The sequence below is a fragment of the Thiovibrio sp. Mzg5 genome, from assembly GCF_055379285.1.
This window is the reverse complement of record NZ_AP022872.1, coordinates 2659489-2683589: the sequence shown is the minus strand read 5'-3', so window position 1 is coordinate 2683589 and position 24101 is coordinate 2659489. Positions and strand designations below refer to the sequence as shown.

Sequence of the window (24101 nt, the reverse complement as noted above, 5' to 3'; positions counted from 1 at the left end):
GACCCCTGTGACATATTGTTTAAGGCTTACAAAAACTTGCGGACAAGAGCAAGGATTTTTATGAAAGGAGAGAACAATGGCGTTTGCCCAAGCCATTTTTGAGGAATGCTGGCCGCGCTGGCAGCACCATTTTGCCCCGGAGGCCCGGCTGCGGCTTGGAGGCGTGTGGCTTTCCACCCTGGCCGACTGCACGTCCGGGACAGCCAGCCAATATCTGCGCGCAGACGAACTGGACCGATGGACCGGGTTGAGTCATAAGAAGAGACGCATCGAATGGCTGGGGGGACGACTGGCCGCCAAATGGGCGACGGCTGGGCTTTTGGACGAGTCAGCAGTAGACTGGCAAGACCTGGTCATCCGAACCGAAGAAGACGGGCGCCCCTATGTGGCGACAGAGGCGCACGCCGTACCCTTGTTCATCTCCATCTCTCACAGCGGGCATATGGCTGCGGCCCTGGCGGCGAACCTGCCCTGCGGGCTTGACATCCAGCAGCCGGTTGCCAAGATCCACACGGTCAAAAAACGCTTTGCCTCTCCGGAAGAAGAGGATACCCTGAACGCCTCTCTGCCCCGATCTTTTGCGGAAACGGAACGGCTCACCATGCTGTGGGCGGCCAAGGAGGCGATACGCAAGATGGCCCCAATCAGCCCCCTGCTCGGCCTTCTGGAGATCAAATTGCTTGCCAGACAAGGCGGGGTGGGCACTCCGGAAGACCCACTGGCGCTGAGTTTTGCTTCGGGCCGGGAGCAGAGTTCCTGCCCCACAATCATTACCGTGCTCTGTTTTTTTGCGGACAATCTGGCCTGGGCCATGGCTTGTCCGGTGATGACAACCAAGGAGTAACCCATGGAACTCATGTCTTTTCTCAAACAGGTCCCGCTGTTTACCGGCCTGACCACCGAGCAGTATGACGAGCTGGCCATGATCATTACCCTCCAGGACTATGGCCGCGGCCAGGCCATCTTTGCCGAAGGCGATCCGGGCACCGGATTTTATGTGGTCATGGAGGGGTTGGTCAAGATATACAAGCTTTCCATGGAGGGCAAAGAGCAGATCCTCCATATCTTCGGACCTGGGGAGCCCTTTGCCGAGGCCGCCGTTTTCATGGGCTCAACCTTCCCGGCCCATGCCCTGGCTCTCGAAAAAAGCCGGACCATCTTCATCCCGCGCCGCGCCTTCATCGACCTGATCCAGACCAATCCGGCCCTGGCCATGAACATGCTGGCAGCCCTGTCCATGCGGCTCAAGAAGTTTGCCCATCTGATCGAGGATCTCTCGCTCAAGGAGGTGCCGGGGAGAGTGGCGGCCCATCTCCTTTTTCTCAGCACCCAGCAGGGGGACAGCGACACGGTGAAGCTCAATATCGGCAAGGCCCAACTGGCCAGCCTGCTGGGCACCATCCCGGAAACTCTCTCCCGCATCCTGACCAAGCTCTCCAAACAGGGGTTGATCAGCAGCGAAGGGTCGCAGATCACGATTTTGGATCGCGACGGACTTGAGGATTTGGCCATGGGGGAGAAATTGTAGGCGAGGAAGCGACACGCAAACGACCTGCTTGGTGCCGAAAATGGAGGAAACTGTTCAGCAGTGCCACAGATGCTAGGAAGAGGTTTGCGAAGTGTGCTGTCGCACACGAGTGAGCCGATGACAACGCAGATGTGGTGCTGCTGGACAGTTTACTGCTCCAGCACGAACTCGAAGGCCATCCCAGTCTTGTCCAGATGGACGAGGATATTCTTCAGCCCCTGCAGGGTCTCGACGTGAAAGTTGATCTGCCAGGCAGAGGTGCGGGACGGCTGGCTGGAAAGCAGATCGATCTCGCTGATCTTCATCTCTTCCGGGGCCACGCCCAACATCATGAGAACACGGTTGCGGGACGGGGCCTCCAGGACGAGGATGGTCTGCATCTTGGGCACCACCGTTTCCTTGAGCCGCCAGCGCACCTCCACCACATCCTCCCGCTGGATATTGAGGGAGGTGATGGTGGCGCACTCCTTCTGGTGGATGGAAAGCCCCCGTTCGCTGAGCAGACCGTACAGCCCTTTGTCCGTGGGAGTCGGGTTGCAGCAGCGGGAAAACTTGATGCAGACCGGGTCCAGGGTGGCAAGTTCGATGCGATTCAGGCTGCCGGTTGGGGGCAGCAGGGTTTCCCTGCCCGCGTACAGGCGACCTTTGATTTCGTTGATGAGTTCCCGCAACCGGACTCTGCCCTCACCCAGACCAAGAAAGAGGTCCGGCAGATCCCGGGCCTCGAAAACAGCCAGGATGCCGGCCATGCCGGGTTTTTCCAAGAGATCGGCGGGCAGGCCGTAGTGTTTGAGCTCCTGGAGGAGGATGCTCTCGCCGATCATGCGGGCCAGATCCTCGCGCCGCTGGCGGAAGAGCTTGGAGAGCTCCGCCCGGGCCCGGGGGGTTTGGCAGAGATGCTGGATTTCCGGCTCGAAACGCACCGGCTCTTTCTGGCAGATGATCTCCACCTGATCGCCGTCTTCGAGAGGGGCGTCGGGCTCCACCTGGCGCTTGCCGATTTTGGCCTTGATGCAGCGCTTGCCCACATCGGTGTGCACCTTGAAGGCGAAATCCAGCACGATACTGTGGGCGGGCAGTTCAACCGGATCGCCCTTGGGGGTGTAAGTGTAGATCGCCTTCTTGCCGCTGACCGCAATCATCTCCCGGTAGGAGAGATCCTCGTCCGTCCCCAGGATATCCAGCATCTCCCGCAGTTCGACCTCAAAACTGGAGGGCACCTTTTTATGGGCAAACCATTCCCGCACCAAGCCGGTGCGGGAGGAGGTGGTCATCTCGGCGGTGCGGATCTTGAAGAGGTAGTTGCACCCCTTGATGTTGGCCCGGGTATGCAGACTCTGGTAACCGGTGGCCTTGGGGTTGGCGATAAAGTCCCGGATGGTGCGGGGGATGGGCGGGTAATTCTGGTGAATGATCCCGAGAATCCGGTAGCAGGTCTGGATGTCGTTGGCAACGATGATGAATTCCAGGGGGTTGGCGATGGTTTTGTTGAGAACCTTCTGGGCCGGATCAAAGTAGGCCCAGAGCCCCTTGGGGTTGAGACGGATTTCGGGGGTGATCCACACCTCTTGCATCCGCTCCTCAAGGGTGCGCTTGATGGTCAGCACCTCTTCGCTGCCCTGCAGCCGTTTGATGGCAGCCAGCACCTTCTGGCTCTGGCGCGGGAATTTATACATCAGGGCCAGGGTGTACAGCTCGCGCTTGATGGAGTTCAAGCCCATGACCTTGGCCAGGGGCGCGTAAATGTCCAGGGTTTCCTCGGCAATTTTCTGCCGCTTGTCCTTGGGCATGGAACCCATGGTCCGCAGGTTGTGCAAGCGGTCGGCCAGCTTGATCAACAGGACCTCAAGATGGGCCGCGGCCCCGGAGAAAAGTTTGCGGTGGACCAGCTTGTAAAAGGTTTGTTTGTTTCCGGCGAAGTTGGCGATCTTGGTGCAGGCATCGACAATGATCTCGATGTTCTTGCCGAAGATCTCGCCGATCACCTCGCTGGTCACCTCGGGCACATCCTCCACCGTGTCGTGGAGCACGGCGGCGGCCAGCAGCTCCGGGTCGCGGATGTCCAGCTCTTCCACCAGGATTTTCGCCACCTGGAGGGGATGGCTGACATAGGCCTCGCCGGACTTGCGCCGCTGGTCCTGATGGGCGGAAACGGCAAAGGAGAGGGCCTCCCAGAAGATCTTGGCCGACCCTTCCTGGCCGCCGAGGATCTGCTCCATGCGCTCGCAATAGGCGGCTATGTTAAATTTTTTGGAGGGGGCCATGGCTGGTCGCTGTTCTTTCTTGTCCGGTCATCTGGGTAAATTGGATGCTCTGTCCCTGCAAATAAGGTACAATCACAGGTATCAGTTTATTTTGTAAGGGTATTTCGTTCTCAGCCCTTGTGCAATGATTTTCCATTTCTGCAAAAAAATAGCCGGGAAGAGGTGCGCCTGTGACACACAACAGAAGGGGTTCCCACAGCAAACAGGGTCGGCCGGGAAAACGACAGCGCGAGGGCGGCAGACCGCCTCGGCAACACCAGGAGGCACGCTTTGAAGGCGAAATCCTGGGCCGACTCTACACGGCGGAGATGCCGCTTTCAGCGCCCGAGCTGCTTGCGGCCCTGGGCTTAGGCAAGAGCCATCGGCAGGAGGTGCTGGGGGTGCTCGACGATCTCTGCCGGCGCAAGGTGCTTTCCTGCAAACGGGATACCTTTACCCTGCGCAAGAGCGTGGAGCTGTTTGCCGGCCCGATCAGCGTGACCACCAAGGGGTATGGCTTTGTCTCCCCCGCCGAGGCCCCGGCCGAACTGGAGATCGACCAGGACGTCTTCATCCCGCCCGGCATGCTGGGCGGCTCGGCCCACAACGACAAGGTGCTGGTCCAGTTGATGAGCCGCCGCCAGGGGCGTTACGAAGGCAGGGTGATCGCGGTCCTGACCCGGGCCACCACCCGGCTGGTCGGGGTCTACATGGCCGGGGGTAATACCGGGTTGGTAACTCCGGAAGACACCCGCTTCCCCTACAATCTGATCATCCGCAAGGAAGACAGCCGGGGGGCAAAAAACGGCGACGCGGTTTTGGCCGAGGTCACCTCCTTTGCCGCCGGGCAGCGCAACCTGGACGGCGTCATCCTTGAAGTGCTGGGCAACCCCAAGGATATCCAGGTGCAGACCGAGATGGTCATCCGCAAGTTCGACCTGCCTCATGCCTTTACCGAGGAGGTAACCACCCAGGTGGAGGGGCTGGACCCGGAGGTGAAAATGTCCGCCTCCCGCACCGACCTGCGGGGCGTGGTCCATGTGACCATCGATGGGGAAACGGCCCGCGATTTTGATGATGCCGTGGCCATCGAGCCGCTGAATAACGGCTTTCGCCTCTACGTCTCCATCGCCGATGTCAGCCATTATGTGCGGCCGCAAACCCCGGTGGATGTGGAGGCCTACCAGCGCGGCACCAGCGTCTATTTCCCCACCCGAGTCATCCCCATGCTGCCGGAGCGGCTGTCCAACAACCTCTGCAGCCTGGTGCCCAACGAGGACCGCTACACCTTCACCGCGGTGCTCGATTTCGACGAGCACGGCAACCGGCGGGCCAAGCGCTTCATGAAAACCATCATCCGCAGCAAATATCGCCTTACCTACACCATTGTCAAACAGATCCTGGTGGACAAGGATGCGGCGATGCGCAACCAATACGGTGACATGGTGGCGGATCTGGAACGCATGGGTAAGCTGGCCCTGAGCCTGGAAAAGCAGCGGATCAAGCGGGGAAGCATCGGCTTTGAACTCCCGGAACCCTTGGTGGTGCTGGGCGAGGACAACACCGTGCAGACCATCAAGCGGAGCGAGCGCAACCAAGCCCACAAGCTCATCGAGGAATTCATGCTCGCGGCCAACGAAGCGGTGGCCGAGGCCCTGGAGCAAGGCAAGATCGACAGCCTCTACCGGATCCACGAACCGCCCGACCCGCTCAAGGTGGCGGAATTCACCGAGTTTGCCCAAAGCATGGGGCTTGCGGTCGAGGACGGCGGCGGCTCGCCCCAGTGGTTCGGCAAGGTGCTGGCCATGGCGGCAGGCACCCCCCAGGAATACATCATCAGCAATCTTTTGCTGCGCACCATGCAGCAGGCCCGCTACTCCCCCCACAATCTCGGCCATTTCGGCCTGGCCGCCACCCACTACACCCATTTCACCTCCCCCATCCGCAGGTATCCCGACCTCATGGTCCACCGGGCCCTGGCTGCCAGCCTGCAGAAAAAGAGCCCAGCAAAGCCCGGCACCGAACCGGTGTCCAGCGAAGAGGCAGGCGGCTTTCTCTCCAAGCGGGAACGGGTGGCGGTGGAGGCGGACCGGGAGATGGTGGAGCGGCTCCAAGTTCACTTCATGGCCGACAAGATCGACGAAACCTTTGAGGCCATTATCTCCGGGGTCACTGCCTTCGGGTTGTTCGTCGAACTGACCGAGGTCTTTGTCAACGGCGCCGTGCCCATCACCGAGATGCGCGACGATTATTACGAACTGGAGGAGGGCCGCCACCGGCTCATCGGCCAGCGGACCAAAACCGTTTTCCAGATCGGCGATCTGGTGCGGGTGCGCCTTACCAGCGTGGAGATCCCCCGGCGGCGGATCAATTTCAGCGTGGAGGAAAAACTGGCCCGGGCCACGGACATCCTGGCCGCACCGAAGGCAGGCAAGCGCATACAGGGCGAGGCCAAGGGGAGCAAAAAAACCGCCCCAAGAACAAGAAAACGCCCTGTTTCTGGCAAATGAGCGAGGCCCGGCAAGATACAGTGCGGGAGTTGATGGCCCAGGCGGCCATCGTCCTGGTCTCCCCCAAGTTTGCCGAGAATATCGGCTCGGCGGCGAGAATCGCGGCAAACATGGGGATCGGGCAGCTCATTCTCGTCTGCCGGGAAATGCCCGACCGCGACAAGATGCTCCGGCTGGCCACCGCCAAGGCGGCCCCGCTCATCGACAATCTGGAACACCACCAGGAGCTGGGCGAGGCGCTGGCCCCCTTTGGCTGGGTGCTGGGCACCTCGGCCCGCCAGGGCAGGAAGCGAACCACGGTCAACAGCCCCAGACAACTCATGGGTGAAGTCCTGCCCCAGCTTGAAAACAACCGGGTCGCCCTGCTCTTCGGCCCGGAAGACCGGGGGTTGGCCAACGAGGAACTCCGCTACTGCAACCAGATCACCACCATTCCCACCGTGGATTTCTCCTCCCTCAACCTGGCCCAGGCCGTGGCCATCCTCTGCCACGAACTCCATTACAGCGTCCTGGACGCGGTGAGCAGAAGCACCTTTCCCCCATCGGTTCCCAGGCAGGGAAACAAACGGGAATTGGAGGCCCTGTTCACCCATGTGGAAGAGGCGCTCCGGACAACCGGCTTTTTCAAGAACGGGGATGATGATTACTGGATGAAAAGCATTCGCCAGTTTCTGGGGCGGATCGGCTTGAAAGCAAAGGAGATCAAGATCATCCGGGGGGTCTGCCAACAGCTGCTCTGGCGGAACGGCGAGCGCCCCCAGGAGCGACCTTAGCGGTTGCCTTTCCGCCCTACATCAGAACTTGCTATGGCGAGACAATCGTAGGTGAACCGGCCGTTTTGATAGGTAACCTTCCCCCGTTTGGCAACCCGCCATGCGCCAGCTTGGCATACCCCCTCGGCTTCGATCTTCTCCAGCAGTCCAGCTGCAGCCTCCAGGCTCTGCGCCAGGCCAGCGTTTTGGGTGAGCACAAGGTGCTTGACGCCTGGGGCGCCGACCAAGGTTACCGGCTCTACAATCAGGTTCGAGAGGTCCCCGGCAGGTAAGGCCTCCAGGGTTGGCCTGGCCTGAAGCCGGATCATCCTTGCCCGGCTGTCTGGCCCGACGGTTTCCTTGGTCGAAGTAATGAGGTCGAGCAGATGGTCACGGATTTCGTTCAGTTCCTTGGCCGCTCTCAATTTTTCCGCCCCGGGGTAGACGGCCAGCGCCTTTGCCAGCAAAGAAACCTCACGCAGGTAGTGATTGCGCTGATTCTCGGGTACCAAGTACATGGCAATAATAGACACCGGGATGCCATCCGGGGCGCCGTAGTTGATCCCCTGCGGACTCCAGCCGACAACGCAGATCAGGTCTTCGTCGAAAGGCATTCTGGCATCGGGGCAGGCCCACCCCATGCCCAGCGCGGTTTGGCTGGTCTGTTCCTTGGCCAAGATCAACCCGGCCACATCGGTCCCTGCCGGGAGCGACGGGATCGCCTCAATAATGTGGGCGAGAAACTGTAGGGCATCCATCTTATCGTTGTCGGGCAGTTCGATCAAGCGCCCTTCCTGCAAAGCATCCAGCAAGCTATCCATAGTTATTCACCTCCATAGCGATTGAAAAACCACGTTTTCACATAATGGGTCAGAACCGAATAGCACAGCAGGAAACCGGCAATCCACAGCCAATACACAGGGGGGAGCGGCACCATGCTCAAATCTTCGGCGAATGGCGAATAGGGGAGCCACACGGCAACACCCATGATGACCAACGTGGTCAGCGTCATGTGCCAGGAGGCCTGACTGCCGAAAAAGGGAATCCGCTTGGTTCGGATGATATGCACAATCAAGGTCTGGGTCAGCAGAGATTCCACAAACCAGCCGGTCTGGAAGAGCCGGGCCAACCCCTCCTTGGAGGCCGCCGCAACATGGGGGTCGCTGAAGGCGCTGCACCCGAAGAAAAACCACATCAAGGCAAAGGTGGCGTAATCGAAAATGGAACTGATCGGCCCGATAAAGACCATGAACCGCTTGATATTGGTGATGTCCCATTTCAGAGGTTTAGCGATCAATTCGGGGTCCACATTGTCCGTGGGGATACCGGTTTGCGAAAAATCATAGAGCAGGTTGTTGGTCAGGATCTGCACCGGCAGCATCGGCAAGAATGGAAACAGATAACTCGCGCCGATCACGCTGAACATGTTGCCGAAGTTGGAGCTGGCCCCCATTCGGATATATTTGACGATGTTGGCAAAGACCCGCCTGCCCTCGATGATCCCCTCTTCGAGCACCAAGAGGCTTTTTTCCAGCAGAATGATATCCGCGGCTTCCTTGGCCACATCCACCGCGGAATCCACGGAGATACCAACGTCGGCGGCCTTGAGGGCCGGGGCATCGTTGATGCCGTCTCCCATGAAGCCCACCACATGGCCGTTGCCGCGCAATTGCCGGACAATCTGTTCCTTCTGCGCCGGGCTGAGCTTGACGAAGACGTCCACCTCCTCAACCACCCGTTTGAAATCAAGATCTGACAACGCGGCCAGTTCTGCCCCAGTGACAATCTTCTCAACCGTAAAGTTTACGTCCCGGCAGACCTTCCGGGTGACCAAAGCGTTGTCGCCGGTAAGCACCTTGACCTTGACGCCGGCGTCGCGCAACTGGCCGATAGCCTCCAAGGCCGAAGTCTTGGGCGGGTCGTAGAAAGCGATGTAGCCCAAGAGAATCAGGTTGCGCTCGTCCGTGGTGGCAAAGGTCGTTTTTTCCCGGGGAAATTCCTGATAGGCCACCCCCAGCACGCGGAATCCGTCCTTATTGAGGCGATCCACCTCCTCGAAAAGGTTGTCGCGAATCATGGGGATGAGGGGGAAAACCTCATCGCCGATCTGGTAGTGGCCGCAACATTCGTAAATCTCCTCGACCGCACCCTTGCAGATCAAGACATGATCGTTCTCGTAGTCCACCACCACCGACATGCGGCGGCGCTGAAAATCAAAGGGCAACTCGTCCACCAGCCGGCAGTTAGCCTCGGCGTCCAGTACGGCAGAATCAAGCACCGCCCGGTCGATCAGGCTGCGCAGGCCGGTTTGGTAGTAGCTGTTCAAATAGACGTAGTTCAGAACATCTTCGCTGGTATGCCCGGTGATATCCAGGTGCTGCTCGAGAACAACCCGATCCTGGGTGAGGGTGCCGGTTTTATCCGTGCATAGGATATCGATGGCGCCGAGGTTCTGGATGGAGGGAAGACGCTTGACAATAACCTTCTTCCTGGCCATGGCCAGTGCGCCCTTGGCCAGATTCACGGTGACGATCATCGGCAGCATTTCCGGGGTGAGACCCACCGCGATGGACAGGCCGAAGAGCAGGGCCTCGGTCCAATTCCCCTTGGTCATTCCGACAATGAAAAACACGGCGGAGACCATGACCACCATGAATTTGATCATGAGCCAGGTGAAAGAACGCACTCCGTGGTCGAAGCTGGTCTCCTCACGCCGACCGACAAGGCTTTCAGAGATTGCCCCAAAGGCAGTCCGCATCCCGGTGTTGATCACCAAGCCGTGCGCCGTGCCACTGGTGACATTGGTGCCGTAAAAGCAGATATTGGCCAATTCCGTGGCGTTTTGTCCGTGAAACGTTTCAGCGGCAGCGGACTTTTCCACGGCCATGGATTCTCCGGTCAGCGCCGATTCGCTGACAAAAAAATCCTTGGCCGTGAGCAACCGCAGGTCAGCCGGAACGATGGAGCCAGCCTGGAGCAGGACTATGTCGCCGGGAACAATCTCCGAGATGGCGACCTCGGTTTTCTGGCCATCCCGGAGCACGATGCTGCGCGATTGCACCCGCTTGCCCAGCGTCTCCACGGCGCGACCGGAACGGCGGTCCAGGATGTAGGACAGGCCGATACTCAACACGATCATGGCGCTGACGATAAACGTCGATTTGAGTTCGCCGATCGCCCCCGAGATAGCGGCGATCAGGAACAATTGGACGTTCAGGGGGTTGCGCAGACGGCGGAAGATATCCGCCCAAAAACCCAAGCGCTCGGCGTAGGCCAGCTCATTCGGGCCGTATTCGTCCAGACGGCGAGCCGCCTCTTCCGAATCAAGTCCTTGGGCAGTGACACCGAGTCTTGCCGGCGCTTCCTGCGGGGAGAGTACGCAAATCTCGATGAGTCCGCGTTCGTCGTGGTTAACGGCGCGCGTATCTTTGGGGAGGGTTTTGGGGACCCCCTTGAGAAAGGCAGGGATTTTCATGGTTCACCTCATGAAGGCCGCGAGGAAAGCAGGCGGCTGAAGGCGAACCGTCGTTCAGATGAGCATGAGGAGGGAACGATTCGTCAAAACAGCCACGCAACTAAACAGCACGAGCCAGGGTCTTCGTCTTCGTTTTGAGCTACGGCTTGAGTCACAGTCGGACTACTACTGCCATCAGGGCTACTCATAATTCCTCCAAAATTTACCATCAAACAGGCGGACAGCTCCACCATTTACCTGCAACCTAATACCCTTTTATCCGAAATCTAACAATCACAAAAAAAAGACGAGGCAGGTATTTTTCTCCGGAGGGAAAAAGACCTGCTCGCCTTGGCTGGACGAATCGACAAGACCATCAATCAATAGTTAAACCGGTGCTTGAAATTCAGCATCCCTGTGGCCACATAGTCGGTGCCCAGCCCGTACAGGTTGACGTCTTCATAGAGGGGAAGGCCATAGCTGCCATTGAGGCTGAAATTTCCGCCAAAGGCTGAGAGAAACCGCCAACTGGCCACGCCGGTCAGCATCACCGCCCGCCCGCCGCTGTTCTGAACCTTGACCCCGAAGTTTTCATTCTTGCCGGTCTCGGTGGCGTCCAACTCCAACCCCAGCATCAGGTCGTAATTCGGGGTGTAATGCAGCGCCGCACCGAGCTTGGTGACATCGCCGAACTCATAGTCATCCCCGTTTTCTTGGTTGGCCAGATAGCTCGCTTCACCATGCAGCCAGAAATCACCAAACCGGACCGAACCCAGCAGGCCGCCGCCAAGATTGACGCTGCCTGTGCCCAGTTGCAGCCCCGGCTGAGTCCGAAAGGTGGTGTCAAACTCGCCGGTGGGCAGGGTCACATTGCCCATCACACTAAAAAACTTGCTGTAGTAATCGTCCCGCCACAGGTTATAGATCGCCTTCAGCTCAAGATCGGTGATCCCCTTGTGCTTGGTGACTCTCTCGGCGCTGCCGTTACGCATGGTCGAGGTCATGATCTTGTCGAGATCCGAGATCTTGGCGGTGGCCGACAACCGGTCCGTGAAAGCATAGTTGGCCATGAGCATGGGACCGGAGGCCTCCATCTTCTTGGGGATCATACTGACGGTGCTTGGTGTAGCTGCGAGAAACTGGGCCGTCGAGACCTTGTTTGAGCCCATCATCAAATCATCCTTGACCATGCCCATATAGCCGGCGCCCACGCCCACGGAGCCCTTTGGCGGCGGCACCGCCGAGTTGACCCGATTCGGCATGGTCATGCCCATGGGGGAAATCGCCAGCAGCGCCTGGGAAAAGGTCAGTGGTTGCCCGCCATGCTCGGAGATGAATTTCTTTGCCCCGTCCTGATCGGCAAAGGCGATGATATTGGGGATCATGTCCGGCACCATATCGCTGCCGATGACATAGGTGGCCTCGGCAGCCGCAATCTCCTTGCCGCTTGCCCAGTCGTGCACCACCACCGAGGCAAAGGATTCGATCCCGCCGGCATCGGAAACCAGCCGCAGCATATCGGCTCCGCCGCAGGTCTTTTCAACCCGGCCATCCTTGCTCGTAACAATGGCGCTGGTGCCCTGGTATTGATCGATGTACATGCCGCACAGGCGGCAGCCCTCGCGCTCTCCGGCCTGCGCCGTCGAGGCCAGCATGATCGTCGCGGCTAGAACTACTCCATATTTCTTCATTATTGCGCCCCTTCACTTTTTTTGTTTGCGGGTGGAAAAAATTGAAGGGGTCACCCTACCACAATGTGCTACGGGAACACATGCGACAAATTGTCGCAGGCGGAGGCCATGGGGAGGGCGGCAACGAGCAGTCAGGGGCGAAAAAATAAGGAAGTGACCAACGAGGAAAGAAAACAGGGCGGGGCAGTCTATTTGGAGCTATGGATGCACAAACGCCCCTTTTGCAGGGGCGCATTCGAAAACGGCGGTCGGAATGAGGCTCTTCCCGGACAACTCCGGGACAGACAGGAGGCGTTTTGTCTGCCCTTTTATGCCGGGCGACAGGCTATCCCCTTGCGTTCTTGCCTGTAGTACTACCGGCGCACACTGTCCTGCTTTTCCGACCGCCCGGACACGGGGCGGAACAAGTCCGCCCCGAAAAACCGTAAAACTCCGGCAATTAATTCGATCAGATTCCGGTTACCGCGCCAAACCAACTGGTGACGAGGGCGATGGGGCCGCCCGCCGCGATAACTCCGGCAACGAGACAACTTACCGACCAAGCGCCCACCAGGCCAGCGGCCATTGCCCCCAGGCCGACTACCGCGCCCTGCAAGATATCGGTGCCGACTCCGTCTGTTACCAACGCGCTGCTTCTTGTTCTGGTCTTGACCATCTGTCCATTTTTCATATCCGGCCTCCTGAAGTAAAAAAGTGGTGTTCTTACTTTTTACTATAAGGACTTTTAGCGCCTGGTCAAGATATTTTTTCACATAAAATCAAAGAGTTACATGCAAACCGCAAGGGTAAAGATTGACGTGAATATTTAGGGCAGGATATCCATAAACATCCTCTTCAGCTGATCATGACAATGGGAGTTTACAGGACAGGGTGACGACTAGAGACCTTGCAGGGGACAGGTGTCGCAGAGCGGGTTGGATTTCTTGCAGTATTCCTTGCCAAGGCGGACCAGAAGGGCGTGGTACTCGTTGAAGAGCTGCACCTCGGCGGGCAGCTTCCCCAGGAAGAGATCCTGGATATCCTCATACCCTGCGTCTTCACCAATGAGGTCATGCCGGAGCAGGATACGGTAGGTGTAGGCATCCACCACGAACACCGGCTTGCCGGCGGCATAGAGGGTGATGGAGTCGGCGGTTTCCGGGCCGACCCCCTTGACTCCCAGCAGCTTTTCCCGGAGGGTGTGGGTATCCTGATTGAAAAAATCCTCCAGGCTGCCGCTGTCTTCCCGGATGGCGGCAAAGAGGCCCTTAAGACGCTTGGCCTTCTGGTTGTAATACCCGGAAGGCCGAATTTTTTCGGCCAGCACCTCCAGGGGCAGAGCCTCCAAGGCCTCAAAGGAGAGAAGCCCGTCCTGCCGCAAGGCCTCAATGACCATGCTCACATTACGCCAACTGGTATTCTGGGTCAGCACCGCGCCGAGCATGATCTCAAAGGGAGTTTCGCCGGGCCACCAGTGCTGGGGGCCAAAATGGTCGAAAAGACGGGTATGGATGTCCTCAATCCGATTGGTCACGGTTGTTGCGCCCCAAGGCCGTTGCTCAAAATAACTGTTACAGGAAAGACGTGCTCGGCATAAGGAGCCGTAACGGAATAATAAGGAATGTAGCCGCTCTGCTTACGCTGTTGTTCGCGGCGATAGTTCTTTCGTAACGACTCCTGAAAAAATCAGTCGGAACGCATGAAAAGAAAATACACGGCAATGGCGAGGGCCCCAAGGAAGACCCCGGCCACGGGCAACACCTTGCCCAACTGGAGCTGGCCTCCCACCACCAACCCCTCCATGTAGCGGCTGCCGCTGAAGAGCCAGAGGCCGAAGCCAAGACCGGTTATAACCAGAGTGTTCATCGCCTGCTTGTAGAGGTTGTAGCAAATAAAGGCGATGAAGGGGACCAGGAACCAGGTGTTAGTGAAAAGACCCTTGGCGTCTACCTCGCGGAACTGTTGCGGCATATTGGTACTGTTGAGGAAATCGACAATCTGCCCCAGGAATTCGGTCATGCGGTGCGTCCTCCCTCTGTGGTGAATTACTTCTGCAATCGATCCGGCGCGGTGGCCTGCTTGTAGACCTTGATGGCGCAGTAGGAACCGCACATGCTACAGGCGTCGCCCTTGTAAGAACTCCCCTCCTCCCGGAAACGCCGGGCCTTTTCCGGATCGATGGACAGCTCGATCTGGCCTTTCCAATCCAGATTGTTGCGGCACTTGGCCATGGCGATGTCTTTGTCGATGGCGCCGGGCAATCCCTTGGCAATATCCGCGGCATGGGCGGCGATGCGGGAGGCCATGACCCCCTCATGCACATCCTCGGCGCTGGGCAGCTTGAGATGCTCGGCCGGGGTGACGTAGCAGAGAAAATCCGCCCCTGCCGCCCCGGCAATGGCGCCGCCGATGGCGCCGGTGATATGGTCGTAGCCCGGCGCGATGTCCGTGACCAGGGGACCCAAAACATAAAAGGGCGCCCCGTGGCAGAGCTGTTTCTGCAGCAAAATATTGGCCGTGATTTGGTTGAGCGGCATGTGGCCCGGCCCCTCGACCATCACCTGCACCCCGGCCTCCCAGGCGCGCTGGGTCAGCTCGCCCAGGTGGATCAATTCCTGGATCTGGCCCCGGTCGGTGGCATCGGCCAGGCATCCCGGCCGGATGCCGTCGCCCAGGCTCAGGGTGACCTCGTGCTCCTTGAGGATGGCCAGCAGGTCATCAAAATGTTCGTACATGGGGTTTTCTTTGTTGTTGTAGCTCATCCACTCGATGGTGAAGGAGCCGCCCCGGCTGACCACGCCCATGAGCCGCTTGTGGTTGCGGACCCGGTCCATGGTGCTTCGGGTGATCCCGGAGTGGATGGTCATGAAGTCGACGCCGTCCTGGGCCTGCTGCTCGATCACCTTGAACATGTGATCCACCGTGACCTCGCCGATCTTTTTCTTCTGCTTCTCCACCACCTCGGCAATGGACTGATAAATGGGCACGGTGCCCAGGGGGATGGGGCAGCTACCCAGGATCTCGCGGCGGATGGCGTCCAGCTCGCCGCCCATGGAAAGATCCATCACCGTGTCGGCCCCGGCCTTGAGGCAGACGCAAAGCTTTTGCAGCTCCTGGCTCACCTCGGGATAATCCTTGGAGGAGCCGATATTGGCGTTGACCTTGGTGGACAAACCCTTGCCCACACCCATAATCCGCTCGAACTTGTGGTTTTTGTTCTTGGGGATACAGATCGTCCCCTCGGCCACCCCCTGCATCAGGGCCTGAACCGTGAGGTTCTCGTTGGCGGCACAATTTTCAAAAAGAGGGGTAAGCGTGCCCCTGATCGCATCTTCTCGAATACTCATCACAGATTCTCCGGTAACCGGCGGCGCAAGCCGCCTGGTGTTGACAGTAAGAATAAAGGAAGTTTAAGACGCAAAAACATACCAGCGGCCTTTTTAGAATGCAATGTAAATGTATGGGAACCGAGGGGAGAAATGGCTATAACACCCCGTGTTCATGGAGAATTTTGAGGCCGATCCCGATGAGAACCAGGCCGCCGACAATCTCGGCCCGGGAGCCCAACCGCGAGGCCGCGCCAAGCAGACAGCCCAGCCGCAAACCCAGCGCGGTGAGGGCTGCGGCGACGAGGCCGATGATCAGGGCCGGGAGCCAGACGCTGATCTCCAGCACGGCAAAGCTCAAGCCCACGGCCAAGGAATCGATGCTCGTTGCCACCGAGAGGGTGACCAGCATCCGTCCCCGGGTCGGGTCCGTTCCCTCGCCCTCCTCCTTGGCCTCCCGGATCGCTTCCCAGATCATCTTGAGCCCCACAAAGGCGAGGAGGCCAAAGGCAAGCCAGTGGTCAAAGCTCTCGATCAACGCCCGGACCGTAAGCCCGCCCAGCCAGCCGAGGATGTTCATCCCGGCCTGGAAAAAACCGAAATGAAAGGCCAGACGAAATACCTGCCGCCTATCGACCTGGCAGAGGCTGACCCCGGCGGCCAGGGCCACGGCAAAAGCGTCCACGGCCAGGGCCAGGGCGATGAGCAGAATGGTGGAAAATTCCATGGAATGGACTGCGCGCATGAGGGTTATGGGGGGAACGGTTCGGGGTTGCGGTGCCAATTGACCATTTTTCCCAGGGGCTGGCAAGAAAAAAGCCCTCAACAAAAAAAGAGCGGAATTACCGCCAAGGTTTGGTATCATTACGCATAGTCATGGCCTTTCGGCTCTGACTTCGTAAAACAGCACCACCCAAAAAAGAGGTTGTGATGATTAAGATAATGCTGGTCGATGACCACGAGATGGTCAGAACGGGGCTGAAATCCCTGCTGGAAACCCAACCCGATTTTCAGGTGGTCGGCGAGGCGGGAAACGGGATCGAGGCTTTAAGCAGGGTTGGCGAGCTTGCCCCGGATGTGGTGGTGATGGATATCAGCATGCCGCTGATGGACGGCCTTGAGGCGACGAAAAAACTTATCGAACTGCATCCGGATTGCCTGGTCCTCGCCCTGACAGTGCATGAGGACAAACAGTATTTCTTCCAGATGCTCCAGGCCGGAGCCAAGGGCTATCTCACCAAAGAGGCCGCAGCCGACGAACTGGTGGCGGCCATCCGCTCCGTGGCGGCGGGCAATGTCTATCTGCTGCCGGCCCTGGCCCGCTGGCTTCTCGAAGATTACAACGAGCTGGCCAGCCAGGCCCAGGTTTCCTCGAAAGATACGGACCACACCGGCTTGGACGCCCTGACCATGCGGGAGCGGGAGGTGCTGGAGCTGGTGGCCGAAGGCAACACCACCCCACGGATCGGGGAGATTCTTACCTTAAGCCCCAAAACCATCTCCCGGCACCGGGAACGGATCATGAACAAGCTCAATCTGCACTCCACCGCGGAACTGGTGAAATTCGCCATCCGGACCGGCCTGGTGAAAGCGGGCTGAATCTTTAGGACTCCCCCCTTTCGCCATCATCCCCCTCTGTTTCCGGCGCACCCCTTAGGCAACAGCACCTGCCCTTCTGCCCCCGCCCCAGACACCGCTGGCAGCGGTCATCGCTGCACAGCTGACAGGAAAAGCAGTCCGGACAAGGGTGCTTTTGCCCACCGCCCTGCTTCTTTTCCGGGACGTAGACCTTGCCTGTTCCATCGGGGAGATCGACAAATGGCATTCGGGTCTCCTTGCCCTTGCCCGCCGGAAAAACGCGGCCCGCGCCCTCCGTTTAAACGGCAGCACCCTGCGGCTCACCGCTCTCAATGGGCAGGCTCGGGTCCCTGGACCACTCGTTCCAGGAGGCGAAATAGACCCGCAGCCGGGTAAAGCCGGCCAGCTTCAGCGCCACATAGGTATTGGCCGCCCGCGAGCCCTTGAAACAGAAGATGATGATGTCGCTGTCCGGATAGATTTGCTGGCTGGCGCAGAGGGCCCGGATTTCATGGGCGGGCCGAAAGGATGGGATCGCCGCCCTGCTCATGAAACTGTACCATTCAATCCACCGGGCGCCGGGAATCCTCCCCCGCCGGGGGGCAAAATCGAAACCGTAGGGCGAAGAGGTCTGGCCCAGCCATTCGTTGGCATCCCGGTTGTCGAGAAGAATGGTCCGCGGGTCGCCCAGGGCCTTGAGGACATCTTCCCTGGTGGCCATCAGGGCGTGGTTTGGCCGGGGGATAAACCTGCTGGGCACGGGCGGGATATCCGCGGTTTCTTCGGGCAACCCGTACTGCTGCCAGGCCCAGAAGCCGCCGTCCAGAATGCCGCAGTCCCGATGACCGAGATAGCAGGCCAGCCAGTATCCCCGACAGGACGCGCCGTAGCGGGTATCAAAGCTGTCTTCGTAAAAGATAACCTTCCGCTCGTGGGTAACGCCAACGCGGGAGAAACTCGCCGCAAAGGTGCTCTGCAAGGCGGCCAGCCCTTCCGGGCTGCTCTCGCTTAAAAAGGAAAAGATCTCCGGCAGGTTCACCGCCCCGGGGATGTGCCCCTGGGCAAAGGTGTCGGGATCGCGGATATCCACCAGCAGTACCGAGCCCTCTTCAAGGAGCGCCTGGGTTTCATGGAGGGTGTAGAGAATTTTTTCCGTCATGCCTGCCTGCCCTTAAGGTAAAGAAAATAGCCGCGCCGTGTCCTTTGCGCCCCCATTATAAAACCTTCGCGCCTGGACCGCCCGGAAAAATTCTTCGTCCTGCCCTCTCCGTGCCCCCTTTGCCTTTTCCTTTTTTCTCCGTTCTTGTCGAAACACTATTCTTCATCTATATTACAACATGGAGGTGGCACAATGGCTCTTGATCCGCAGATGAAGATTTTACTCGTTGAAGACGCCGGAACCATGCGCAAGATGGAAGCCCGGATTCTCGCCCAGGTTGGCTTTACCAACATCGTCGAGGCGGTGGACGGCAACGACGCCATGGAAAAGCTTGGTGCCGAATCGGACATTGCCCTGGTCATCAGCGACTGGTCCATGCCCAACTGCGACGGCTACCAGCTGTTGCAGTGGATGCGCGGGCAAGATGCCTTCAAGCAACTCCCCTTTCTCATGGCCACCGGCCACGGCGACAAGGCCTATGTGGCCAAGGCCAAGGAAGCCGGAGCCAACGGCGTGGTGGCCAAGCCTTTTACCCCGGACGAACTCAAGGTCCTCATCGATGAGATTTTCGGCCTGAAACAGGCGGTTGCCCCCAAAAAAGAGGAAGGCCCCAAGATCAGCGCCGAGGGCAAGGTCCATCTCAAGATGGCCCATATCCAGATCACCGACCATTTGGCCCTGGGCGTGCTCAAGCACCAGGTGGCCTCGGGCCAGAAGGCCCCGCAGCACTTCAGCCTGGACACCCTCTGTATGCCGGGCTGGAACCCGGTGCAGAACGCCCTGGAAAACGAAGAGGTGGACGGGGCCTTTATCCTGGCGCCCATGGCCATGGACCTGTTCAGCTACGGAGTGCCCATCAAGCTGGTGCTTTTCGCCCACCGCAACGGCAGCATCTGCGTGCGCAACAAGACCGGCAAGTATGTCAAACCGTACCAGCAGTTCTTCAAGCACAAAACCTTCTATATCCCCCACAAGATGTCGGTCCACAACATGCTGGCCCACATGTACTTCACCCAGATGGGCTTGCGGCCTGGGGTGGCGGGCAAGGAAGCGGTCAACGTGCTTTTTGACGTGGTGCCGCCGGTGGCCATGCCGGAATTCTTAAAGGAAAATCCCGAAGCCAGCGGTTTTCTCGTGGCAGAACCCATCGGCTCGCGGGCCATTACCGCAGGCATTGCCGAGCGACAGTTCCTCTCCAGCGAGGTCTGGCAGGATCACCCTTGCTGCGTGGTGGTCTTCCGGGAAGAGATTCTCCGCAAATACCCGGCGGCGGTACAGGAATTCACCACCATGCTGGTGGAAGCCGGCCTCTATATCCGGGATCATGTGGACGAGGCGGCGGAGATCGCCGTGACCTTTCTCGACCCGCAAAAAAAGATCGGCCTCGAACCCGCCCTGCTCCGCAACGTGCTCTCCGACCCCCAGGGAATCACCACGGACAACCTCTATCCGGTGCGCGAGGATCTGGAGGCCATCCAGGATTATATGACTAGCAAGATGGAGATCGGGCGGCGCATCAATTTGGCAGAATTTGTCGACACCCGCTTTGCCGATATCGCCTGCAAGAATCTGCCTGTTGCCGCAGGCACGGAACAGCGCGGCGCGGCCCGAAAGCTGGGCATCGACCAGAACCTTGCCTCCCGCGAGGGCAAATACCTGATCTTCACCCTGGGCAACGAGCGGTACGGCCTCGGCATCCTCGATGTCCGGGAAATCATCGGCCTGATGACCGTCCACGAGCTGCCGCAGATGCCGCCATTTTTCAAGGGGGTCATCAACCTGCGGGACAAGATCATCCCGGTCATGGACATGCGGGGCAAGTTCGGCATGGAGAGCGCGGAGTACGATACCCGCACCTGCATTATCGTGGTGGAGGTTTCCGGCCTCACCGGCTCCCGGCTCATCGGCATCATTGTCGATGCGGTGTCCGAGGTGGTGACCATCAAGGAGCAGGAGGTGGAAGATGCCCCCAAATTCGGCAGCGTGGTTGACAGCCAGTGCCTGCTGGGCATGGCCAAACTCGCCGAGGGCGTAACCATCCTGTTGGACATCGACCGCCTCATGCATATCCAGGAGGCGGTGCTGATCGGCGAAGCCGCTTAAGTAATGAAACCGCAGAGGGTGAGCCCTTCCTTGACCAGGGAAAGGCCGAAAAGGCAAAGCAGGAGGGCAAGGGTCCGGAGGATGTTTCGATAGGCTGCGCTGCTCAAAAACGTCAGCCGCCCGACCACGCAGGCAAGTAGCACCTTGCTCCCCACCAACAGCAGATAAAAACTCCCCAGAAAGGCAAGGGCTGCAGCCGGGCTCTGCCCCCAAGCCTTGAAAATCATGGGGCCGCCCACGCTCAGCCAGAAAAGATAGGGATAGGGACTGAGAACATTGACCAGAATCCCCCGGCGGAACGGGTGCGCTTCCTGCCTGGCCTCGACAACCACCGCCCCCGCCCCAGTGCTACGCAATTCCCCGATGCCCATCCATATCACCAAACCGCCGCCGAGCAGGGCTAGGATGCCGGGCAGCATACTGTGGTGAGCAATTTGCCCCAACCCCAGCAAGACAAGAGCGATGACGGGTAGATCGCTGACCAGTGGGGCCAGAGCCACCCTGATTCCGGCAGCCGTCCCGCGACGCAGGGACTCCGAAACGACCAGGGCCAGGAGTGGGCCAGGGGAAAGCCCGGCGCCAAGCCCGAGCAGGGCACCGGCGGCGAGATAATAAAACACAGGGGGCTCCGACCTACGCCGGACTAAAGACTGAACACGGCGACAGCATCCTGATACTTATCAACAAACTCTTCGATAATTAACCGCATATTGTTTTCAAAATTCGGCACCTCGGGCAGCTCCTCTTTCATGCTCTCGTAGGCCAGCACGTCAAAAAAGAAATCCCCGGCGCTGCCTCCATCGTATTCGGTAAGATGCACCAGATGATTGGCCAGATAGATGATTTTGGCCCCCAGCCTTTTTGACTGGGCCTGGGTCATGTCATGGTGCAGACCAACCGGCACGCAAACCGCCTCCGGCAGACCCCATTTTTCCAGCAGAGCCATACCCACCTCGGCGTGATCCGTATGCAGCAGGTTGCGTTCCACGGCCAGCAGTTCCGCCTGCCCGTCGTTTTCATCCCGGCTGTAGCTCGCCACCTGTAAGGGCCGATCCAGGATCACCTTGCCCACGTCATGGAGCAGACCCGCGGTGTAAATGGCGGAGGTGTCCCTGGCCTTGGCATAGCGGGCAATGATGTTGGCCAGAATGGCCACGGCAAAGGAGTGGCGCCAGAGTTCGCCCCGGCCCAGAGCATAGGCTTCCTGCGGCAACTTGAGCAACCCGACCGAAGCGCTGGTGATGGAGATGATCTTGACCGCGTCCACCCCCATGCGGACGATGATGTCCTTGACCGAGGTGATTTTTTTCATGTGGCCGAAGTAGGCGGAGTTGGCCATGTGCAGCATGTTGGCCGTGAGCCCCGGATCCTGCTCTATCTTTTCCGACAACTTCGGGATAGAACAATCCGGCGCATGGGCCATGGACAGGACGTCCAACGCCACCTCCGGACACGGAGCAATCTTTTCCACATCCCTGACATATTCTGCAGCTACATCCATCATCGCTTTTCCCGGTTCAAAAGGTCTGGGTCGATTCATGGCCCACAACGGGCAAATAAAACACGATACCAACGGGGCGATTATCACATATCCGGACGCAGTTGTAAATGTTTAGGAGCCATTCCGAAAACACTCTCGCCGTTAACCGCAGCAAACCACCATCTTCATGTTTCAGGTATTTATGCACCATGGCTTGCCGCAGCTTGACAGGGCCTTGGGGATGATTATTTTTGACGAAACTTGCCGTTTTCGGTAGCAAAAGAATCATTCCGGGCTGCGGACACAAACGCCTGCAATGCCCCAACGAATCCATTTCAGAGAGAGAAACAATGAGTCCCAAGAAAACCGCCAGCCAGACAGAGACCAAGGAATTTCAGGCCGAAGTAAAAAAAATGCTCGATATCGTGATCCATTCGCTCTACACGGAAAAGGAGATCTTCCTACGCGAATTGATCTCCAACGCCGCGGATGCCCTGGAAAAATTCCGGCACCAGAGCGTGGTGGAGGAGGAGGTTTTCGACAGCCATGTGCCCCTGGAGATCGTCATCGAGTTTGACGAGAAGGCAAACACCCTCACCATCACCGATTCCGGCATCGGCATGGACCGCGGCGAGCTGGAGGCCAACCTGGGCACCATCGCCCATTCCGGCTCCAAAACATTTTTCAGCAAGCTCTCCGAGACAGACCGCAAGGATGTGAACCTCATCGGCCAGTTCGGCGTGGGTTTTTACGCCGCCTTCATGGTCGCCAAGAAGGTCAGCGTCAAATCGCGCTCCTTCCGCATGGATGACATGGGCCATGAGTGGATATCCGACGGCGGCGGCACCTTCACCATCGCCATGTGCCCCGGCATCCGGCGCGGCACCAGCATCGTCCTGGAACTCACCGACGAGGCCAAGGAGTATGCCAACGAGGCTACCATCCGCAGGATTATCAAGCAGTATTCCAGCTTTGTTCCTTTCCCCATCAAGCTCAAGGGCGAGGCAATCAACACGGTGCAGGCCATCTGGACCCTGGGCAAGAGCGAGATCACCGAGGACGCCTACACCGAGTTTTACAAATTCATTGCCAATGCCTATGACGAGCCCCTGGCCCGACTCCATTTTTCCGCGGACGCCCCCCTGGCTATCAAGACCCTGCTCTTCATCCCCAAGGAAAATTTCGAGACCATGGGTTTCGGCCGCATGGAACCGGGGGTCAATCTCTACTGCCAGCGGGTATTGATCGAACAGCACAGCAAAACCATCCTCCCCGAGTGGCTGCGCTTCCTGCGCGGGGTCATCGACAGCGAAGACCTCCCCCTCAATATCTCCCGCCAGGCCTTGCAGGACAGCGCCCTGGTCGCCAAGATCAACAAGGTGGTGACCAAGCGGGTGCTCAAGTTCCTGGAAGAGCTGGCCAAGAGCGAGCCGGAGAAATACATCGAATTCTGGAAAAACTTCGGCATGTTCATCAAGGAAGGGGTGATCTCGGACTTTGCCTACCGCGAGGAGGCAGCCAAACTCCTGCGCTTCGAGTCCTCCAAAACCGAAGACGGCATTTTCACCTCCCTGGCCGAGTACGTGGAGCGCATGCCCGAGGGACAGAAGGAAATCTTCTACATCAACGGCCCCAGTCGCGAAGCCATTGAAAACGGCCCCTACATCGAGGCCTTCAAAAAGCGCAATATCGAGGTGATCTACACCCTGGAGCCCATCGATGATTTCGCCATGAGCCACCTCAGTATGTTTGCCGAGAAAAAACTGGTTTCCGCCGACCGCGGCGATCTCGATCTGCCCGAGGCCCCGGCAGAAACCGAGGCGGACAAGAAAAAAGCCCAGAGCGAGGCCATGGACGCCAAGGACTCCGAATCCCTTACCACATGGATGAAGGAGGTGCTGGGCGAACAGGTGAAAGAGGTCATCGCCTCAAAACGCCTCACCGACAGCCCGGCCATGGTGGTCAATCCCGACGGCTTTGTCACCAGCAGCATGGAACGGATCATGCGCGCCTCCGGCCAGGGGCTGCAGCAGTTCGGCGGCAAGAATCTCGAAATCAACACCACCCACCCCCTGATCAAGGGGCTGGCCGGACTGAAAGACAAGGATGGTGAGGTGGCTGCAAGCGTGGTGGAGCAGATCTTCGACAACGCCATGATCCAAGCCGGACTCATGGTGGAGCCGAGGAACATGGTGGCGCGGAGCTATAGGATTTTGGAGCGGCTGGTGGGAAAATAAACGCAAGCTGAAAAAGAAAAATGGGGCTGAAGAAAAATCTTCAGCCCCATTTTTGTTGTCT

19 protein-coding genes are annotated in these 24101 nt (G+C 58.7%); 7 read left to right on the top strand and 12 right to left on the bottom strand.

Annotated features, from left to right (window positions below; translation table 11 throughout):
- The first annotated feature begins 76 nt into the window (after positions 1–76).
- The gene (locus ACZ46D_RS12425; RefSeq protein WP_464927755.1) at positions 77–844 is read left to right on the top strand and encodes a 4'-phosphopantetheinyl transferase family protein; all 768 of its coding nucleotides are present in this window, start codon (positions 77–79) and stop codon (positions 842–844) included.
- A 3-nt stretch (positions 845–847) separates the two neighbouring features.
- The gene (locus tag ACZ46D_RS12420; protein ID WP_464927754.1) at positions 848–1528 is read left to right on the top strand and encodes a Crp/Fnr family transcriptional regulator; all 681 of its coding nucleotides are present in this window, start codon (positions 848–850) and stop codon (positions 1526–1528) included.
- A gap of 149 nt (positions 1529–1677) precedes the next feature.
- Here the strand turns inward: ACZ46D_RS12420 and ACZ46D_RS12415 are convergent, their stop codons facing one another.
- Positions 1678–3792, bottom strand: a complete 2115-nt coding sequence (locus ACZ46D_RS12415) for a RelA/SpoT family protein (RefSeq protein ID WP_464927753.1) — start codon at positions 3790–3792, stop codon at positions 1678–1680.
- Between the two features lie 170 nt (positions 3793–3962).
- Between ACZ46D_RS12415 and rnr the strand changes: the two genes are divergently transcribed.
- Both rnr and ACZ46D_RS12405 read left to right on the top strand, forming a co-directional pair.
- Complete coding sequence (gene rnr / locus ACZ46D_RS12410; protein ID WP_464927752.1) at positions 3963–6281, top strand: ribonuclease R; 2319 nt, start codon at positions 3963–3965, stop codon at positions 6279–6281.
- Entirely contained in the window at positions 6278–7054 is a 777-nt protein-coding gene (locus ACZ46D_RS12405) for an RNA methyltransferase (RefSeq protein WP_464927751.1), read from the top strand. The genes rnr and ACZ46D_RS12405 overlap by 4 nt, the downstream gene beginning before the upstream one ends.
- On the opposite strand, the gene ACZ46D_RS12400 is transcribed toward ACZ46D_RS12405, so the two are convergent.
- The 8 genes from ACZ46D_RS12400 to ACZ46D_RS12365 form a co-directional block, all read right to left on the bottom strand.
- On the bottom strand, positions 7051–7854 hold the full coding sequence (locus ACZ46D_RS12400) for a PTS sugar transporter subunit IIA (protein WP_464927750.1): 804 nt from the start codon (positions 7852–7854) through the stop codon (positions 7051–7053). The genes ACZ46D_RS12405 and ACZ46D_RS12400 overlap by 4 nt on opposite strands.
- A gap of 2 nt (positions 7855–7856) precedes the next feature.
- Positions 7857–10508, bottom strand: a complete 2652-nt coding sequence (gene mgtA / locus ACZ46D_RS12395; RefSeq protein ID WP_464927749.1) for a magnesium-translocating P-type ATPase — start codon at positions 10506–10508, stop codon at positions 7857–7859.
- Between the two features lie 359 nt (positions 10509–10867).
- A complete protein-coding gene (locus tag ACZ46D_RS12390) occupies positions 10868–12178 on the bottom strand; it encodes a nitrous oxide reductase accessory protein NosL (RefSeq protein WP_464927748.1) in 1311 nt (436 codons plus the stop codon).
- Between the two features lie 448 nt (positions 12179–12626).
- Positions 12627–12848, bottom strand: a complete 222-nt coding sequence (locus ACZ46D_RS12385) for a hypothetical protein (protein WP_464927747.1) — start codon at positions 12846–12848, stop codon at positions 12627–12629.
- 207 nt (positions 12849–13055) lie between these two features.
- The gene (locus ACZ46D_RS12380; RefSeq protein WP_464927746.1) at positions 13056–13691 is read right to left on the bottom strand and encodes an endonuclease III domain-containing protein; all 636 of its coding nucleotides are present in this window, start codon (positions 13689–13691) and stop codon (positions 13056–13058) included.
- Between the two features lie 152 nt (positions 13692–13843).
- On the bottom strand, positions 13844–14176 hold the full coding sequence (locus ACZ46D_RS12375; RefSeq protein ID WP_464927745.1) for a hypothetical protein: 333 nt from the start codon (positions 14174–14176) through the stop codon (positions 13844–13846).
- Between the two features lie 26 nt (positions 14177–14202).
- Entirely contained in the window at positions 14203–15504 is a 1302-nt protein-coding gene (thiC, locus tag ACZ46D_RS12370; RefSeq protein ID WP_464927744.1) for a phosphomethylpyrimidine synthase ThiC, read from the bottom strand.
- A gap of 136 nt (positions 15505–15640) precedes the next feature.
- On the bottom strand, positions 15641–16210 hold the full coding sequence (locus tag ACZ46D_RS12365; RefSeq protein ID WP_464927743.1) for a manganese efflux pump MntP: 570 nt from the start codon (positions 16208–16210) through the stop codon (positions 15641–15643).
- Positions 16211–16413: 203 nt separating this feature from the next.
- Between ACZ46D_RS12365 and ACZ46D_RS12360 the strand changes: the two genes are divergently transcribed.
- Positions 16414–17082 carry a response regulator gene (locus ACZ46D_RS12360; protein ID WP_464927742.1) on the top strand — a complete coding sequence of 223 codons (669 nt, stop codon included), beginning with the start codon at positions 16414–16416 and terminating at the stop codon, positions 17080–17082.
- 277 nt (positions 17083–17359) lie between these two features.
- Here the strand turns inward: ACZ46D_RS12360 and ACZ46D_RS12355 are convergent, their stop codons facing one another.
- Complete coding sequence (locus ACZ46D_RS12355; protein ID WP_464927741.1) at positions 17360–18220, bottom strand: sulfurtransferase; 861 nt, start codon at positions 18218–18220, stop codon at positions 17360–17362.
- A gap of 192 nt (positions 18221–18412) precedes the next feature.
- Here ACZ46D_RS12355 and ACZ46D_RS12350 point away from each other — a divergent pair, with 192 nt between their 5' ends.
- The gene (locus ACZ46D_RS12350) at positions 18413–20323 is read left to right on the top strand and encodes a chemotaxis protein CheW (protein ID WP_464927740.1); all 1911 of its coding nucleotides are present in this window, start codon (positions 18413–18415) and stop codon (positions 20321–20323) included.
- On the opposite strand, the gene ACZ46D_RS12345 is transcribed toward ACZ46D_RS12350, so the two are convergent.
- Together ACZ46D_RS12345 and ACZ46D_RS12340 are read right to left on the bottom strand one after the other, a co-directional pair.
- Complete coding sequence (locus ACZ46D_RS12345) at positions 20320–20943, bottom strand: LysE family transporter (RefSeq protein ID WP_464927739.1); 624 nt, start codon at positions 20941–20943, stop codon at positions 20320–20322. The genes ACZ46D_RS12350 and ACZ46D_RS12345 overlap by 4 nt on opposite strands.
- Before the next feature lie 23 nt (positions 20944–20966).
- Positions 20967–21827, bottom strand: coding sequence for an HDOD domain-containing protein (locus ACZ46D_RS12340; RefSeq protein WP_464927738.1), 861 nt, complete (start codon positions 21825–21827; stop codon positions 20967–20969).
- A 326-nt stretch (positions 21828–22153) separates the two neighbouring features.
- Here ACZ46D_RS12340 and htpG point away from each other — a divergent pair, with 326 nt between their 5' ends.
- The gene (gene htpG, locus ACZ46D_RS12335; RefSeq protein WP_464927737.1) at positions 22154–24040 is read left to right on the top strand and encodes a molecular chaperone HtpG; all 1887 of its coding nucleotides are present in this window, start codon (positions 22154–22156) and stop codon (positions 24038–24040) included.
- The last annotated feature ends 61 nt before the right edge of the window (positions 24041–24101 follow it).

Coding starts and splice junctions, on each gene's coding strand:
- ACZ46D_RS12355 (WP_464927741.1), bottom strand. CDS start 18,220: ATGACGGAAAAAATTCTCTACACCCTCCATGAAACCCAGGCGCTCCTT.
- ACZ46D_RS12400 (WP_464927750.1), bottom strand. CDS start 7,854: ATGGATAGCTTGCTGGATGCTTTGCAGGAAGGGCGCTTGATCGAACTG.
- ACZ46D_RS12365 (WP_464927743.1), bottom strand. CDS start 16,210: ATGGAATTTTCCACCATTCTGCTCATCGCCCTGGCCCTGGCCGTGGAC.
- htpG (WP_464927737.1), top strand. CDS start 22,154: ATGAGTCCCAAGAAAACCGCCAGCCAGACAGAGACCAAGGAATTTCAG.
- ACZ46D_RS12420 (WP_464927754.1), top strand. CDS start 848: ATGGAACTCATGTCTTTTCTCAAACAGGTCCCGCTGTTTACCGGCCTG.
- ACZ46D_RS12350 (WP_464927740.1), top strand. CDS start 18,413: ATGGCTCTTGATCCGCAGATGAAGATTTTACTCGTTGAAGACGCCGGA.
- mgtA (WP_464927749.1), bottom strand. CDS start 10,508: ATGAAAATCCCTGCCTTTCTCAAGGGGGTCCCCAAAACCCTCCCCAAA.
- ACZ46D_RS12390 (WP_464927748.1), bottom strand. CDS start 12,178: ATGAAGAAATATGGAGTAGTTCTAGCCGCGACGATCATGCTGGCCTCG.
- ACZ46D_RS12415 (WP_464927753.1), bottom strand. CDS start 3,792: ATGGCCCCCTCCAAAAAATTTAACATAGCCGCCTATTGCGAGCGCATG.
- ACZ46D_RS12385 (WP_464927747.1), bottom strand. CDS start 12,848: ATGAAAAATGGACAGATGGTCAAGACCAGAACAAGAAGCAGCGCGTTG.
- ACZ46D_RS12340 (WP_464927738.1), bottom strand. CDS start 21,827: ATGATGGATGTAGCTGCAGAATATGTCAGGGATGTGGAAAAGATTGCT.
- thiC (WP_464927744.1), bottom strand. CDS start 15,504: ATGAGTATTCGAGAAGATGCGATCAGGGGCACGCTTACCCCTCTTTTT.
- ACZ46D_RS12405 (WP_464927751.1), top strand. CDS start 6,278: ATGAGCGAGGCCCGGCAAGATACAGTGCGGGAGTTGATGGCCCAGGCG.
- ACZ46D_RS12375 (WP_464927745.1), bottom strand. CDS start 14,176: ATGACCGAATTCCTGGGGCAGATTGTCGATTTCCTCAACAGTACCAAT.
- ACZ46D_RS12425 (WP_464927755.1), top strand. CDS start 77: ATGGCGTTTGCCCAAGCCATTTTTGAGGAATGCTGGCCGCGCTGGCAG.
- ACZ46D_RS12360 (WP_464927742.1), top strand. CDS start 16,414: ATGATTAAGATAATGCTGGTCGATGACCACGAGATGGTCAGAACGGGG.